Origin of the sequence: Caulobacter sp. Root343 (genome assembly GCF_001425745.1) — a bacterium.
Taxonomy (GTDB): domain Bacteria; phylum Pseudomonadota; class Alphaproteobacteria; order Caulobacterales; family Caulobacteraceae; genus Caulobacter.
Genome location: NZ_LMDF01000007.1, coordinates 496,224 through 512,806, shown reverse-complemented (window position 1 = coordinate 512,806; position 16,583 = coordinate 496,224). Strand labels below are relative to the sequence as shown.

Annotated in this window: 11 protein-coding genes; 6 read left to right on the top strand and 5 right to left on the bottom strand. The window is 67.8% G+C overall.

The genetic code is table 11. From position 1 onward, the window contains the following. Position 1 precedes the first annotated feature (1 nt). The 5 genes from pcaH to mhpT are packed head-to-tail and all read left to right on the top strand — an operon-like array spanning position 2 to position 5,015. The gene (pcaH, locus tag ASC70_RS15075; RefSeq protein ID WP_056051405.1) at positions 2-715 is read left to right on the top strand and encodes a protocatechuate 3,4-dioxygenase subunit beta; all 714 of its coding nucleotides are present in this window, start codon (positions 2-4) and stop codon (positions 713-715) included. Further along, a complete protein-coding gene (gene pcaG, locus ASC70_RS15070; RefSeq protein WP_056051401.1) occupies positions 705-1,391 on the top strand; it encodes a protocatechuate 3,4-dioxygenase subunit alpha in 687 nt (228 codons plus the stop codon). Before pcaH ends, pcaG begins: the two co-directional genes overlap by 11 nt. A gap of 15 nt (positions 1,392-1,406) precedes the next feature. Then, complete coding sequence (gene pcaB / locus ASC70_RS15065) at positions 1,407-2,558, top strand: 3-carboxy-cis,cis-muconate cycloisomerase (protein ID WP_235519405.1); 1,152 nt, start codon at positions 1,407-1,409, stop codon at positions 2,556-2,558. After that, positions 2,558-3,739 (top strand): 3-oxoadipate enol-lactonase, encoded by a 1,182-nt coding sequence (pcaD, locus tag ASC70_RS15060; protein WP_056051399.1) that lies wholly within the window; start codon positions 2,558-2,560, stop codon positions 3,737-3,739. The genes pcaB and pcaD overlap by 1 nt, the downstream gene beginning before the upstream one ends. 58 nt (positions 3,740-3,797) lie before the next feature. Beyond that, entirely contained in the window at positions 3,798-5,015 is a 1,218-nt protein-coding gene (gene mhpT, locus ASC70_RS15055; RefSeq protein ID WP_056051398.1) for a 3-(3-hydroxy-phenyl)propionate transporter MhpT, read from the top strand. Positions 5,016-5,064: 49 nt separating this feature from the next. On the opposite strand, the gene ASC70_RS15050 is transcribed toward mhpT, so the two are convergent. Beyond that, a complete protein-coding gene (locus ASC70_RS15050; protein ID WP_056051396.1) occupies positions 5,065-5,529 on the bottom strand; it encodes a MarR family winged helix-turn-helix transcriptional regulator in 465 nt (154 codons plus the stop codon). A gap of 242 nt (positions 5,530-5,771) precedes the next feature. Between ASC70_RS15050 and ASC70_RS15045 the strand changes: the two genes are divergently transcribed. Next, positions 5,772-8,066 (top strand): TonB-dependent receptor, encoded by a 2,295-nt coding sequence (locus ASC70_RS15045; RefSeq protein WP_056051394.1) that lies wholly within the window; start codon positions 5,772-5,774, stop codon positions 8,064-8,066. 69 nt (positions 8,067-8,135) lie between these two features. Here ASC70_RS15045 and ASC70_RS15040 read toward each other — a convergent pair whose 3' ends face one another. The 4 genes from ASC70_RS15040 to ASC70_RS15025 form a co-directional block, all read right to left on the bottom strand. Beyond that, entirely contained in the window at positions 8,136-10,451 is a 2,316-nt protein-coding gene (locus tag ASC70_RS15040; RefSeq protein WP_235519403.1) for a TIM-barrel domain-containing protein, read from the bottom strand. A gap of 230 nt (positions 10,452-10,681) precedes the next feature. Then, positions 10,682-12,991, bottom strand: a complete 2,310-nt coding sequence (locus ASC70_RS15035; RefSeq protein ID WP_162247226.1) for a heparinase II/III family protein — start codon at positions 12,989-12,991, stop codon at positions 10,682-10,684. 36 nt (positions 12,992-13,027) lie between these two features. Next, entirely contained in the window at positions 13,028-13,687 is a 660-nt protein-coding gene (locus ASC70_RS15030) for a putative 2OG-Fe(II) oxygenase (RefSeq protein ID WP_047405623.1), read from the bottom strand. Positions 13,688-13,775: 88 nt separating this feature from the next. Beyond that, positions 13,776-16,565, bottom strand: coding sequence for a TonB-dependent receptor plug domain-containing protein (locus ASC70_RS15025; protein ID WP_056051388.1), 2,790 nt, complete (start codon positions 16,563-16,565; stop codon positions 13,776-13,778). Positions 16,566-16,583 lie beyond the last annotated feature (18 nt).

The following is a 16,583-nucleotide window of genomic DNA, read 5'->3' as shown; positions in this document are numbered from 1 at the left end:
CATGTCGCTGATCCTGCCCTATGCCCGCGAAGACGCCAGCCAGCCGCCGTCGTTGCATCCCGGCTACGCCTCGACCGTGGCCCGCTCGCCGCGCCAGCCGCTGGTCAGGATCCCGCACACCCTGACCGAGACCACCGGTCCGGCCGGCTGTTGGGAGAACCTGATGGGCGGCGCCCTGGCCGACCTGACGGCGCAGCACGCGGGAATGCCGCAGGGCCAGAGGATCATCGTCTCCGGCCGGGTTCTGGACGAGCAAGGCCGTCCGGTGCCCAACGCCGTCATGGAGATCTGGCAGGCCAACGCCGCCGGCCGCTACATCCACAAGAAGGACCAGTGGGACGCTCCTCTGGACCCCAACTTCACCGGCGCCGGCCGCGTGGTCACCGACGCCGAGGGCCGCTATCGCTATGTGACCGTCCGCCCCGGCGCCTATCCGTGGGGCAACCATCACAACGCCTGGCGGCCGTCGCACATCCATCTGTCCCTGCTAGGCCCGGCCTTCGCCACGCGCCTGATCACCCAGATGTACTTCCCCGACGACCCGCTGATCGAGATCGACCCGATCGCCAACGCCGTGCCCATGCCGTTCCGCCAGCGCATGGTCTCGCGCTTCGACATCGGCACGAGCCAGGCCAACTGGGCGCTGGGCTATCTGTTCGACGTGGTGCTGCGCGGCCGCGAGGCCACGCCTTTCGAGGACGATCATGACGACTGAGTTGGTCAACCCGGCCCCGCGCCAGGACAATCAGGATCCGGCCCTGTTCGGCCAGACGCCATCCCAGACCGTCGGCCCGTTCTTCCACTATGGTCTGCCCTGGAAGGGCGGCGCCGACTTGGTGGGACAGTCCGACATGGGCGCTCGGCCGGAGCTGTTTCCGGAAGAGCATTACGTCCTCAACTTGTCGCCGCCGCGTGGGGCCGTCGCCGGCGAGACGATCACGCTTGAGGGTGTCGTCTATGACGCCGATGGCAAGCCCGTGCCGGACGCCATGATCGAGATCTGGCAGGCCAACGCGGCGGGCCGCTACGCCAGCCCCGATGACGACCGCTCGAACCTTCCGCTGGACGAAGGGTTCATCGGCTTCGGTCGCGCGGCCACGAACGAAAGCGGCCTCTACCGCTTCAAGACGGTACGGCCCGGCCCGGTCCCAGGACCCGGCGACAGCGCGCAGGCGCCGCACATCGCCGTCAGCGTCTTTGGCCGGGGCGTCATCAAGCGCCTCGTCACGCGGATCTATTTCGAGGACGCGGCCGAGAACGCCAGCGACCCGATCCTGGCCCTGGTCCCGGCCGAGCGCCGCGACACCTTGGTCGCCCGCGAGATCGACGGCGTCTGGCGGTTCGACATCGTCTTGCAAGGCGAGCGGGAAACCGTCTTCTTCGACGTCTGATCGAAAGGTTTCCGTTTGTCCCTGCTGCGCGATCTTCCCGCCTCGACCCCCGCCATGCTGGCGGCCTTCGGTGACGAGGCGTTGCTGCGCGCCGCGTTGGACTTTGAAGTCGCCCTGGCCCGCGCCCAGGCCGAGGCGGGCCTGATCGAGACGGCAGCTGCCGACGCGATCGCGGACGCCTGCGCGCAACCGCTGGACATCGAAACGCTCGCCCGTGAGGCCGCCCACGCCGGGACCTTGGCCATTCCGCTGGTCAGCGCCCTGCGCGATCGGCTGCCGCCCGACATCGCGCCGCTGCTGCACAAGGGCGCGACCAGCCAGGACTTGGCGGACACCGCGCTGATGCTGCAGGCCAAGGCCGGCGCCGCGCTCATCCGGGTTGAAGGCGTCCGCCTCGCCGACGCTCTGGCGATCCTCGCCGAACGTCACGCGGCCACGCCGATGCTGGGCCGCACCCTGTTGCAACCCGCCCTGCCGATCACCTTCGGCCTGAAGGTCGCCGGCTGGCTGCAAGGCGTCGACGCCGCCCTCGCCCGCTTCGAGACCGAGCAGGCCGCCGCCATCCGGCTGCAACTAGGCGGAGCGGCCGGAACACTGGCGGGGCTGGATGGTCAGGGCCAGGTCGTCGCCGAGCGCATGGCGGTGCTGCTGAACCTGCCCGCGAGCGCCACGCCCTGGCACGCGCGGCGCGATGGCCTCGCGGGCCTGGCGTCCAGCCTGGCCATCCTGGTCGGCGCGGTCGGCAAGATCGCCGGCGACATCGCGCTGTTGGCCCAGGCTGAAGTGGCCGAAGCCTTCGAGCCGCGCGTCGAAGGCCGGGGCGGCTCCTCGGCCATGGCGCACAAGCGCAATCCCACCGGCTGCCAGGTCGCCCTGTCGGCGGCCGTACGTGCGCCTCACCTGGCGGCGACCGTCCTTTCCGCCCTCGCCTTCCAGCACCACGAACGCGGCCTGGGCGGTTGGCAGGTCGAGGCGCCTGTGCTGGCCGAACTCTTTCAGCTGACCCACGGCGCCCTCAGCGCCATGGCGCTGGTCGTCGAAGGGCTGGAGGTCGACCCCGCCCGCATGGCCGCCAACCTCGTCGCCGCCGGGGTGGGGATCGACCTCGGCGAGTCCGAGGCTCTGGTCGCCCGCGCCCTGACTGAACATCGGAATGAGGACCGCTGATGCCCTTCGCCACTTCCCACAGGGCTCGCATATACTGGCGACTCGACGGCGCGGCCGACAAGCCGGTCCTGGTGCTGCTGAACTCGATCGGCCTGGACCTTTCCCTCTACGATCTGGCCGTCCCGCACCTGACGCCCGACTTCCGCGTCTTGCGCCTGGACACCCGTGGCCACGGCGCCTCGGACGCGCCAGCCGGTGACTACAGCCTGGATCTGCTGGCCGACGACGTGCTGGCGGTCATGGACGCGGCGGGCGTCGCCAAAGCTTCGATCTGCGGCACCTCGCTGGGGGCCATGATCGCCATGGCGCTCGCGCCGAGGGCGCCGGAACGTGTCGAGGCCCTGATCCTGGCCTGCACCTCCCCGGCGATGGATCCATCGACCTGGGACCAGCGTCTGGCGGTGATCCGCGCCGAGGGTTTGGGCGCGATCGTCGAAGCGGTGTTGGGCCGGTTCTTCTCCGACGACTTCCGCGCGCGGCGTCCCGACGTGATCGACACCGTCCGCGCCGGCATCCTGGCCCAAAGCCCCGACGGCTATTGCGGCTGCGGCGCCGCGATCCGCGACATGGCCCTGCTCGACCGCTTGCCGGCCATCACCGCCCCGACCCTGGTGCTCACCGGCGCCAAGGACATCGCCACGCCGTTCGAGGGTCATGGCGACCGGATCGTCGCCGCTATCGCCGGCGCTCGCCACGCCGTGGTCGAGGGCGCCCATCTGCCCAGCCTCGAGGCCCCCGCCGCCTTCGCCGGCGCCGTGCGCGGTTTCTTGGCCGAGGTGCTGCACGGAACCGCCATCCAGGACGCCAAGGACGCGCTGTTCGAAGCCGGCCTCGTCACACGCCGAAAGGTCCTGGGCGACGCCTGGGTCGACAAGTCGCTGGCGGGCCGCACGCCGTTCACCGCCGACTACCAGGCGATGATCACCCGCTACGCCTGGAACGAGATCTGGGGTCGCCCGGGGCTGGATCACCGCACCCGGCGCCTGTTGGTGCTGGCCATCTGCGCCAGCTTGGCCCGCTGGGAGGAGTTCCGCCTTCACGTCCGCGCCGGCCTCGAACAGGGCGGCTTCACTCAGGACGAGCTCAAGGAGGTGCTGATGCAGATCGCCATCTATGCCGGGGTTCCGGCGGCCAACACCGCTTTCGCCGAGGCCGCGGAGGTCATGTCCGAGCTCGGCTGACCCCAATCAACAAGATCGAACGAGAACGTTCGACGTCGAGGAAATCCCAGGAGACATCATGCGCGACGGCGACGACACCGCAATACCCCAGCGCGGCGGCCTGATCGCCGTCGCCATCTGCTGCCTTCTCGCCCTGTTCGAGGGCTTCGATCTGCAGGCCGCAGGCGTCGCCGCGCCGCGCCTGGCGCCGAATCTGGGCCTGAAGCCCGAGGACCTGGGCTGGTTCTTCAGCGTCAGCACCTTTGGCCTGATGGCCGGCGCGGCGATGGGCGGACGGCTTTCCGACCGCTTTGGCCGCAAGGTCACCCTGCTGGTTTCCGTGACGGCGTTCGGGCTGCTGTCGATCGCCACGGGCCTGGCTACGGATCTCAACAGCCTACTGCTGGCGCGCTTCCTCACCGGCGTCGGACTGGGCGGGGCGCTGCCGAACCTGATCGCCATCGTGGCCGAGAGCGTCACGCCCAAACTGCGTGGTCGCGCTGTCGGCTTCCTCTATGCCGGTCTGCCCTGCGGCGGCGCGTTCGCCAGCCTGGTCAGCTTGGCGGGGGCTGAACCATCGGACTGGCGGATGATCTTCTACGTCGGCGGCGTAGGGCCGCTGCTGGCTCTGCTGCTCGCCATCCCGCTGCTGCCAAACTGGCCGAAAGCCTCGACCACACTGACCGAGGGCCAGAAATCAGGCTTCCTTGAAGCGGCCGCCGGCCAAGGGCGGGCCTTGACCACCCTGTTGCTGTGGACCGCCTTCTTCCTGGCTCTGCTGATCATGTACTTGCTGCTCAGCTGGCTGCCGTCGCTGCTGATCGGCCGAGGCCTGAGCCGGCCCGACGCCGGCCTGGTCCAGATCGCCTTCAACCTTGCCGGGGCGGCGGGCAGCGTCGCCACGGGCTGGCTGATGGACAACCGTCGCCGACGGACGCTGACCATCCTGGGCGTGTTCGGCGCTTCGGCGGCCTCGGTGGCTGCCGCAGCCGGCGCGCCGGCGTCGCTGCTGGTCTATCTCGCGGTCGGCGCGGCGCTGGGGGCCACCGTCTCGGGCGTACAGTCCGCCGTCTACGGCCTGGCCCCGGGCTTCTATCCCGCCCGACTGCGCGGCACGGGCGTCGGCGCCGCCGTGGTCATGGGACGACTCGGTTCCGCCGCGGGCCCGCTGCTGGCCGCCGCCTTGATCGGCGCGGGACGCTCGTCCAACCAAGTGCTTCTGGCCCTGTTGCCGGTGATCGTCGTCGGCGGCCTGATCTGCCTCTGGCTGGCGGCGCGCCCCACTTCGGAAGACTGACGTTCCGCGCGCGGCCGACGCCCTCGTCGGTCGCGCCGGGCGTTCCAGATCAGAGCGCGGCGATCCGTTCAAGGGCGGCCAACATCCGCTCCTTGTCGAGGTCGCCCAGGGCGTCCAGGACCTTGCGGTCGTGCTGGGCGTGCGCGCGCTTCGCCTGCTGTAGCAACGCTTCGCCTTCGACGGTCAGGGACAGGGCATAGGCTCGGCGGTCCGCCGGAACCGGACCGCGCCGCACCAGCCCGCGGGCCTCCAGCTGATCGATAATCGTCACCAGGTTGGGACGCTGGATGCGCAGCACGTCGCCGATCGCGCGTTGCTGCAGGCCGGGCGTCGCCTCGATGACGAGCAGCACCGACAAGTCGGTGACGCGCAGGTCGAACGGTTTCAGGGCCGACAGCAGATCCTTGAACACCGCCACCTGGGCCAGGCGCAGCACAAATCCGACCGTGGTTTCCAGGCCGCCCAGCGAGACGCCCTCATCCATCGGTTCCTTACGTTCGGCCGCGTCGATCATCCCGCTTCTCTAGCGTTGTTCCTGCCCCGGCGCCACGCCGCGCGGTTTCGCGTCGAGCCGAACGAGCCGGGTTTTAGTGACCCCCGCGCAACAAGGTTCTCCGAACGCCCTCAACCCGCGCATCGCCGATTGAATCTCGCATACATTCATGCTCTGAAATAATTAGTACTCATAACAAAATGCGTGTTGCCGACAGCCTCTCGGGGGTTCGTCGAGAAAAACATCGTACGAGGAGGAAACAGATGCCCAGGAATGGGAATATCTCCGGCCGGCTGCGCGCCGGAGGCCTGCTGATCTGCGCCGCCGCCGGCGCCCAGACGATCGCATCCCCCGCCTTCGCCTCCGGACAATCCGAGGCGCCCACCGTCCAGATCGAGGAAGTGGTCGTCACGGCTCGCCGCCGCGAGGAGCGACTGCAGGACACCCCCGTCGCCGTCACCGCCCTGGCCGGTGAAGCCTTGGAAAGCCGGGGCGTCGACAGCGTCGACCAGATCGCCAAGTTCGCGCCCAGCATCCGCTTCGATGGCGCGGCGGCGCTGAGCGGCGGCAACTACAACGCCACCGTCTTCATTCGTGGTGTTGGCCAGAACGACTTCGCCATCTTCAGTGACCCTGGCGTGGGCGTCTATGTCGACGGCGTCTACTACGCGCGCTCGATAGGCGGCACGCTGGACGCCTTCGACGTCAGCCGCATCGAGGTGCTGCGCGGGCCGCAAGGCACGCTGTTCGGCAAGAACACCATCGGCGGCGCGGTGATCATCACCACCGACCAGCCGAAGGACGAATTCGGCGGCAAGATCGAGGGCGTGACCGGCAGCTACGACCGGCTGGACGTCAAGGCTCATGTCGACATTCCGCTCAGCGAAAAGGTCTCGGCCCGACTGTCGGCCGCCAGGCTTACCCGCGACGGCTACGGCAAGCGCCTGCTGGCCGGAGACGACCTGGGCGATCGCAACGCCACCGCCGCCCGCGCCCAGCTGCGCTGGGAGGCCTCCGACGCGGTCACCGTCAACCTGTCGGCCGACTACACGCGGGCGCGGGAACACTCGGCACCGCAGAAGCTGCTGGTGATCGGCGCGGTCCCGGGGTTCGCGGTCGGGCCGTTCATGGGCAACTTCAACACCTATATCGCGCCCGGCCTGGGGATCACCGCGCCGAACGGGGCCAAGTCGCTAAACACCTCGTTCCTGACCGACAGCCCGTTCACGACCTATGGCACGGGCCCCAACATCAACGACCTGGACCTGTGGGGCGGCTCGGCCACCGTGGACTGGGACCTGGGCGCGGTCAGCTTCAAGAGCATCAGCGCCGTGCGCGGCCTGAAGGCGACCTTCGCCCGCGACGGCGACAACACGCCCTTCACCTTCCGCGAGACCTTCAACCACGACGTCCAGGCGCAATACAGCCAGGAGTTCCAGCTGAGCGGCCAGTCGTTCGGCGATCGCCTGACTTGGGTGACCGGCGCCTATGTCTTCCGCGAGCGGGGCACCGATTCCGGCTACGCCAAGCTGGCGCTCGGCCTGGCGCCCGGGGCCTCGCCGCCGCCCTATAGCCCCTCGGCGGCGGTCTATACCAAGGTGACCAGCACCACCTACGCCCTGTTCGCCCAAGGCAGCCTGACCCTGACCGACCGGCTGAGCGCCACGGTCGGGGCCCGCTATAACCGCGACGAAAAGGACTATGTGCTCGACCATCGCCGCATCCGCGACGGCGTCGTGATCGCCCAGGTGGCCCCGAGCGGGTCGTGGAACTCCTTCACGCCCAAGGTCGGGCTGGAGTTCAAGGCCACGCCCGACATCCTGCTCTATGGATCGATCGGAAAGGGCTTCAAGAGCGGCGGCTACAACGCCCGGCCGCTCAACGACGCCAGCGAGGTCACCGAGTACCAGCCCGAAACCCTGCTCACCTATGAGGCGGGCGCCAAGACCGCCTGGCTGGACCGGCGCCTGATCCTCAACGTCGCCGGCTATTTCAGCGACTATCAGGACATCCAGGTCACGGTGAACCAGACGCCGCGCAACTTCGTGGCCAACGCCGCGGCGGGCGAGGTCAAGGGCGTCGAGGTCGAGCTGCAAGCCAAGCCGACCGCCAACTGGAGCTTCAACTTCGGCGGCGGCTACATGGACGCCAAATATACCGAGGTCGGCTCCGGCCTGGCGGCGGGTCAGGTGCTGCCGATCACCCTGGCCACACACTTCGTCAAGGCGCCCAAATGGACGCTGAACGGCGGGGTCGAGTACGGCCGCGAGCTGGCGGGCGGCGGTCGCCTGACCGCCCGGGTCGACTGGACGCACTACAGCACCGTCTACAACGACGTGGCCAACGATCCGGACCTGACCCAGTCGGCCTACGACCTGTTCGGCGCGCGGCTGGCCTATGCCTCGCCCGACCGGATGTGGCAGGCGGCGTTGTTCGGCTCCAACCTGTCGGACGAGCGCTACATGGTGTCCGGCAACGCCTCCAGCGGCTTCGGGCTGAAGGAGGCCAGCTTCGGGCGTCCCCGCGAATGGGGGCTCAGCCTGAGCCGCAAGTTCTGATTCACCCGGAAGACAGCATCGCTGGCGGCTTTCACCGCCAGCGATGCGCCCGCTAGTCGCTCAGATCGACTAGGGCGCGACCACCACCGTTTCCTGGCCAAGGTACCGGACCGCGCTCGCGGGCGCTCCGGCGGCAACGCCGGCGCCGTTCTGGTCGCCGACCCACACGATGTTGAAGGTCCGCTCGCGCGGCATGCCGGGATAGGTCCCGTTCCGTGCGCCGATCGTCAGGGTCCGCCGACCCTCGTCCCACCGCAGGTCGATGGTCGCCCGCCGCCCTTGACGGTAGCCTTGGCCGTCGCCCTCGTCGTCATAGAGGGTGAAGGCGCCGTCCGCCCCGCGATAGACGCGGATCTCCAGCGGCGCGTTGGCGCCGGCCTCGGCGTGCGGAACGACTGGCCCCAGCGGTAGGATCGCGCCGGCCCGCACGTGGATCGGCAGGCGATCGAGCGGCGCGGCCGCCGTCACTGTCGAGCCGCCGGCGAGGCGATGGCCGGTCCAGAAGTCGTACCAGGGCGCCTTGCCCGGCAGATAGACCGTGCGGGTCTCGGCCTTGGGGTGGGTCACCGGGCTGATCAGCAGGTTGGGCCCGAACATGTATTGGTCGGCGAGGCCATGGGCCAACGGATCGGCGGCGAAGTCCATCTCCAGCGGCCGCATCATCGTGTAGCCCTGGTCGGTCACTCTCCACGACGTCGCGTAGATGTAGGGCAGCAGCCGGTAGCGCAGCTCGACATAGCGCCGCAGGATCGCTTGCGCCGGCTCGTCGAAGCGCCAGATCTCCTTGGCCGGACCGGTGCCGTGGACGCGGAACATCGGGGTGAAGGCGCCGAACTGGAACCAGCGCACGAACAGCTCGCGATAGTTGGCGTCGCCGGGCTGGCCGCCGAAGAAGCCGCCGATGTCGGTGTTCCAATACGGAATGCCGCTGGCCACGAAGTTCAGGCCCGCCGGGATTTGCTTACGGAACACCTCCCAGTCGCCATGGATGTCGCCCGACCAGGTCACCGCCGCGTTGCGCTGCTGGCCCAGCCAGGCCGAGCGCGTCAGGATGAACGGCCGCTTGCCGGGGGCGTCCTTCAGCTGGCCGTCATAGACCCCGGTCGTGTGCATCAGCGGGTAGGCGTTGTAGACCTCCGCGCCGGGCCCCGCGCCCGTCTTCAGGGTCCGCATCTCGCCCCAGTCGCCGCCCAGCTCGGCCTCGCTGGCGTCCAGCCAGTAGCCGTCGAAGCCGATCGGCGTCATGCCTTTGGAGACCTGGGACCAGTAGAGGTCACGGCCCGCCTTGCCGTACGGGTCGTACCAGCGGCCGAAGCCGGCGGGATAGACGTTGCGATAGGTCGGCGGGAACAGCACGCCGGCCGCGTCGAGCGCCTTGGTGTTGGCCAGGTCGGTGTCCAGCCGAGGCCAGATCGAGACGATGGCGTGCACGTCCATCGCGCGCAGGTCGGCCAGCATCTTCTTCGGATCGGGATAGCGCGCGGGATCGAACTGGTGCGAGCCCCACTGGCCTGGCGCCCAGTATTGCCAGTCCTGGATCACCGCATCGATCGGGATGTTCATCTCGCGATAGCGGCGGGCGATGCCGACCAGCTCGTCCTGCGAGGCGTAGCGCTCGCGCGATTGCCAGAAGCCCCAGGTCCAGCGGGCCATCATCGGCGCCGCGCCGGTCAGGCGGCGATAGCCGGCGATCACCGCGTCGGGATCGGCGCCGGCGATGAAGTAGTAGTCGATGTCGCGCGCGGCCTCCGACTGGAACACCAGGCGGCTCGACGCCTGCGGGATCCCGACATCTACGGTGGTCACCGAGGCGTTGTCCCACAGGACGCCATAGCCCTTGGTCGACCACAGCATCGGCACGGCGACGTCGGTGTTGACCTGCTGCAGCAGCACGTGACGCCCGTGGCGGTCGATGGCGCCGTCGGCGTGTTGACCCAGGCCCAGGAAGGCTTGCGAGCCGGAGATCTCGAACGCCTGCCGGGCCGAGAACAGGCCGGGCGCGGCGTTCACGGACGGCGCCAGGCCGTCGTCTCCAGGCTTGAGGACCTCGCGGGTGTAGAGGTTTCCGGCCGCGTCGCTGAACGACACCGCGCCGTCGTCGCGCGCCACCATCACCTTGAGCGCGGGCGTGATGATCTCGACCCCGGCGGATGTGGTGGCGACGCTGAACCGCTGTGCTGGTCGAGGCAGGACGACGGCCAGGCTGGCGCGGTCGGGCGCGGCTCCGCGATAGCGTCGGACGCGGACGATACTGTCGCCCCAAATCTGAACATTGACCGTGCCCTGGGCGGTGCGAACCGAAAGGCCGTCCCCGTCCTGGCGCACGACGGGCGCGGAGGCGCTAGCCTGAGCGAGCGCCGCGTCGCCAGCGGCGCAAAAGGCCATGACGAGGCCCGCGAGCACGGGAGCTAAACGAGACCTTCGCGATGATCCACGGGAGACGCGCCGGCCTTCGAACGCTGGCCAGGTGCAGGCGTGATACTTTCCGCGGTCCATTAGAGTTCCTCTTGCGCTTCCTCGCCGACGCGGATCTTCGCCCACGGCCGGCCTTGTTCAGCCGCGAGGCTAGAGATTAGTGGTAGCGCTATCAATAAGCTTCGCGACCAATGGGCGAGCTAGCGCATCACCACGGAGCGACGGACGAGCGCTACGTCGCGGTCACAAGCCTTGGCGACGCCATCGATCTTCACCGATCGCGCGCCGTCGCAGGCCAGGCGGATCGCATAGGTCGGCTGTCCCTCGATGCTGGCGGTCACGCCCTGCCCCGTCCGCGCCTTGACGACGAAGGCCTTGGACAGCGAGTCCAGCTCCACGCGGCCGTCCCGGCGCAGATAGCTGCCATCGGCGACGAACCAGCGTCTCGGACTCTGGGGACCGCCGCCCTCGGGATAGGTCAGGGCCAGGATGTAGGCGTCGGTCTCCCAGCCGCCGAGATTGGCGTTGGCGTTGCGGTGCCGGACGCGCCCGTCGGCCAGCAAGTTGAAATAGACCTCGGTGACCTCGCCCTTCTGGTGGAGCTTCACCAGCAGATAGTCCTTGGTCTCGAAGCGTTCGATCCGGGGCGCGGGCCCCGCGCCGTTCGGCGTCAGAGCGACCACGAACTTGGTGCGATCCGTGACGCCCGGCGCCTGCAGGCGCAGATAGGGTTGGGGTTCGTCCGGCGCGTGGTCCTTCAGCCCCTTGCCCTCGGCCATGCCCAGCAGTTCGGGATAATCGGTAGGCAGGCCCGCGTCGGGCAGGGTCTCGGGAAACAGCGGCCGCACGGCGACCTCGGCGTCGCCGTTCTTGACGGTGATCACCTGTCCTTGCCGTTTTGCCTCGCCCTCGTAGTGCAGCAGCCACTCGAACCGGCCCGGCTCCCAGCCCTTCACGTCGTCGATCACCAGGATCGTGTCGCCAAGCCAGAGAAAGCTTCTGTACTTGCGCTCGAAGGTCCTGGCGTTGGGGCCTGTCGCGTCGGCCCAGACGAAGCGGAGGTCGCCGGCGTCGACCAGATGGTCGACCCGCCCCACGAAATGCGAGCCGTCATAGGTGTTGCTGGCCGGCTCGGCCTTGCCGTCCAGAGTGACGACGTTGTGGGCCACGCTCTGGCGGTAATAGCCGTCATATTCGGGGCGGGCGTAGTTGCTGTTGCCGGAGTCGATCAGCAGCTGCTTGCCCCTGTGCCAGAGGATGTAGCTGCCGGCGTCCGCGTGGTTGTGGTTCCAGGTGAAGCCCGAACGCAGCGCCAGGAAGGTGGCGTCCGGCGACCAGGACGACCGCATCGTCGCCGAACCCAGGTCGCTGTCGATCCAGCTGGTCGGCAGGCCCGGGCCCTGCGCGGCGCCGGCTCGGGCCTTGGCGGCTGGCCACAGCACCATGTTCTCCGGCGCATCGAAGACGTTCTGGTTGGGGTTGGGCGCGACCGTGTCGAGGTACCAGAGATAGCGCGGCTGCTGGTCGCCGGTGGCCCAGAGGTTGATGATCGCATTGGCGCCGCTGGCGGTCGGATTGCCGTCGCCGAAGTTGCTCGACAGCGCGCCCGAGGCCGTCGGGTAGACGTTCTGGATGAAGTAGTCGGCGATCCCGGCCAGGCGCGGCGTCGGGGCGGGCTTTTCGGTGAACGCGTCCAGCCATGCGCGCTTGAAACGCAGGTAACCTTCGGCGGCGAAGTCGGCGTAGTTGATGCTCTCGACGAAGGCGCCGTTGGCCGCGAAATGCCGGGGCTTGGTCTCGATGGCGCTGCCGTCGTAGTTGGCCCATTCCTCGGCGGCCTCGTCGATGCGCCGGATCCAGGCGTCGGCCTGGGGTTCCTCGGTCTTGACGGCGATGGCCGCCACGCCCGCGCCGAACACGATGTGGCTGAACCAGTTGTGCCCCATGGTGTCGAGGCTGTGGATCCGATCGGCGCCGTCCACCCAGTCGGCGAGCGTCGGCTTGATGGCGCCCTTGACCAGGGCCTGGGCCAAACGGCGTCGCTCGCCTGGCGTCAGGGCGTCATAGATCGCGTCGAAGGTCAGACCGTAGACATAGGCGCTGGTCCCCATGCCGAGGTCGGAGTTCCAGACCGGTGTCCGGGCCAGAAGCGGCTTGTCCGTCACCCAGTTGGCGCGGCCGGCGTAGATGTCGAGCAAGGCCTTGGCGCGGTCGGCGTAGCGGCGCTCGCCAGTCATGCGATAGGCCAGGGACAGGTCCATCAACGCCGCGTTCAGCTCGCGATCGTTGGCGGGTTTTCGCGTCAGGGCTTCGTCGGCCTTGGCGCGCGCCCGGCTCCAGGCGGCCTTGGCGTCAGCATCCTCGCCCACCCGCGCCTTGAACTGTTTCACGTGCTTGTCGCTGAAGGTCAGGTAAGGGTGGCCGCCGCGCAGCGTCTGGCACTCGGCCGTCCCTCCCAGAAGAGAGATGGCCAAGGCAAGGCAGGCGACGGTCTTGGCTCGGATCTTCACGTCCATCTCCCCGAATACGCTTCTTTTCACTCGTCCTCAGACCAGCGCCAGATTGACGGCCATGGACCGGCGCACGCCCGGGCTCTTGAACGGGTAGACGCAGTGCAGCATCCACGACGGCCATAGGTAGAACTCACCGACCACGGGCTTGACCGTGAACAGGTTGCGGACACCGACGGCGCTGCGGCTGTCGATGAACTGTAGGCAGCCGGCGGTGTTCTGACGGGCCTTGTCGGCCTGGAACTCCGCCTCATAGCCGGGCGGCACGCGCAGAAAGCCGACGCTGCTGAACAGGCATCCCTGGTGGAAATGCGCGGGATTGTAGTCGCCCGCGACCATCTCGTTGACCCAGGCTTCCTTGATCTGGACCTCGAGCCGCTTGTCCGTGAGCTCTTCGGTGCGGTCGTAGTTGCCGTAGTGAAGCAACGCGTTCTCGCACCGATAGGCATAGGTCCGCGCGACGTCGTAGAGAAAGTCCCGCAGCGCCGGCAGCTCCAGGAGGATGTCGGTGATCCGGATCTCGGCGCTCACCGCGCCGGCCAGATGCGCCGACCAGTCGCGCGCGGCCGCCTCCCCGTCCGAAGCCAGGATGAAGTCGAGCCGCGCATTGAGCGCATCGACCATCGCCGCGCTCATCGTGGCCTTGATGATCGTCGGGCTGAACGGCGCGACCAGTCTGAGATCGTGGTCGGTCATGCTGGCAGCTCGTCCATGCGCGGTGACCTCGAAGAAAGCGAGGGATCGGCTCTCCGATCCCTCGTCGCCAAGTTGGAGGGGCGATCGATCAGAACTCTTTTCGGACGGTGAGCCACACCGATCGCGGCGCGTTGCGCTTCAGCAGGAAGCCGGACTCGGGCAACTGCTGGACGACGTCGTAGATCTGGACGTTGGCGGGCAGATTGCTGCTGATCATCGGGTCGTAGGCCGAGACGTACTGCTTATCCAGCACGTTGCGGACGTCCAAGGTGATCAGCGTCTTCCTCATGCCGGTGTACTGGACCGAGGCGTCCAGATTGTCCTGCTTGGGCAGGTACCGGTGGTCGAGCGAGTTGTTGTTGAGCTTGCGCACGTCCATCCAGCGGTGCCGGAGATTGAAGCGGAAGTCCTTGAAGCTGTAGGAAACCGTGTTGCTGACCGTCCACTTGGGCGAGCGGGCCAGGATGCCGGCGTCGACGCGAAGCACGTCGTCGTCCACGCCCAGACCGTTGGCGCCGGTGTTGAGCCAGGTATAGGCCTCGGTGGTCTTGCCGTTCAGGAAGGTGACCGATGGGTTCCATTCCAGAGCCCGCGTGATCCGCCACTTGGCCCAGGCCTCGACGCCACGCGTGAAGTACCGGTTGAAATTCTCCGGCAGCAGGTAGGTCGAGACATTGTCCTTGTCGACCGCCGTCGGGTAATCGTTCACCGCGAAGTTCTGGTAGAAGTAGGTGATCTGGCCGTTGAACTTGCGATCGCCGAACGTATAGGCGGCTTCGTGGCCCTTGATGAAGGCCGTGGGGCCCAGCGGACGCACCAGGGTCGCGGCGGTCGAGTACCGGTTGATGACGCCGGCGGCCGGCTGCTTGGCGTCGGTGTAGCGGTAATAGACCTTGTTGTGGTCGTTGAAGTTGTAGCCCAGGGCGACGCTGTAGTTCCAGGTGCCGACATGCTTGTCCGCCTGGATGACCTTGGTCGCGGTCTTGGTCATGTAGATGTTGTCGTAGACGGTCAGCGGATTGCCATCGAGCCCGCCATTGGTCAGCGACGCCGCTCCGGAATTGCGCGTGTCCCAGGTCTCCGAATAGGTCTTGGCGTCGAAGCGCTGGTATTTGACGCTGCCGTTGAAGTCCCACTTGCCCGGCGACCAGGCGGCCCCGAGATAGGGCGAAATCTCGCGAATCTTGGCGCGCTGCGAGACCGTGGTGAACAGGCCGCTGCCGTACGAGCCCCAGCCGCCGGCGTCGGTCAGCTGGTAGGTCGTTCCCGTATCGGTGACGTACTTGACGTTCAGGTTCTGGACCTGGCCGTCGGCCCAGGCCGAGATGCCGAGGCCGTTGGCCCAGTTGTCGTTTTGCTGTTCCGAGCGCGACACGTAGACGCCCAGGTTCAGGCTGTAGTTGTCGCCACGATAGGTGGCCGTGAAGTTGCCCATATAGTCGGTGGACTGGCGGGCGTTGTCCTCGGCTCGCGTCTGCAGGATCAGGTCCTGCGAGGCGCTGGCGACGGGCACCACGCCGGAGTTGTAGACCCCGGCCGCGGTGGGGATGGTGGCGGTGACCAGACCGCCGCGCATGTCGATGTCTCGGTTCGGCAGGGCGTTGGAGACCAGGCACAGGCTGTTGGCCTGCCAGGTGGTCGCCGTCACCCGAGGACAGGCCGCGCCCGTGCGATAGTTCACGCCCAGCTGCGAGCCGTTGACGTTGTTGGCGACCCTGGCGACCAGGGCCCCGGCCGCGTTGTAGTATTCGTAGTAGCCGGGCGTGCGGTCCAGATTGTTGACGTTCAGCCCATACCGCTCGCGCGTCGCCGCCGCCGAGGCCAGCGAGGCCAGGCCCTGGGGCTTGTAGGACTGACCCCGATATTGGGATTTCTGCAGGCGAAGCGCGCCCGTGAAGCTCCAGGGCCCGTTTGTGTCGTGGTTCCAGCGCAGCCAGACGGCGTCCTGCTGATAGCGATAGCCGGCCGACGGGTCGAGCGTGTGCGACTTGTCCTCGTACGCGCCGGGAACGGTCTGCTCGCCGCCGTTCATGAACAGGTTCACGTCGCGGCCGAAGCCCGGGATTTCCTGCGCGTTCTGGTAGCCGTAGGTCGGCTGCTGGAAGGTCGTCAGCTCGGCGTTGGTGTCGTCGAGATGCTTGTAGACGACGTTGATCGAGCCCGACCCGTTCGAGGTCTGATAGTCTTTGTACAGGTTCAGCTTGAACTGGCCGCCGTGGTTCAGGTCCCAGCCCGGGTTCACCTGGCCGTTGGACCGGCGGTAGAAGCCGCTGAGGCCGACGCCGAAGTCGCCTTCCTTGTTGATCCAGCCGTACGAGGCGTCGACCTGCTTCCAGGACAGGTGAAGGTCTTCGCCCTCGAAGCCGATGCGGGTCTGGATGATCGCGCCAGGTTTCACCCGGCCGGTGATGTAGTTGAAGGTGGAGCCGACGGACGTCGTCACACCCGTCGCCGACGAGCCGCCGCGCACCGACTCGACCCGGCTGGTCGAGATGTCGGCCCGATAGAAGTAGCCGTCCTGAAAGCCGCTGAACTTGAACGGCACGACTGGCAAGCCGTCTTCCAGGATGGTGGTCCAGAAATAGCCTGAGGTGTTGGCCCCCGTGCCGATCGTCATACCGCGCGTGAAGACCTCGTTTCGGGCCACGCCGTCGTTGGACTCCACGACCACGCCGGGCATGTCGCGCAGCATGTCGTCGGCGCTGATCGGCGTGAACTTGGACATGTCGTCTTCGGACAACACCGAGAACGAGACGTTCGCCTTCTTGGCCGCGGTGCCGGCCATGACGCCGGTGACGATGACCTCGTCGACGGCGGTGCTCTCGGCCTTCGCCGGCGACTGGACCACAGGCGCCTGAGCGTATGCGACCGACGCCATCAAGGCGCTCGCGCCAAT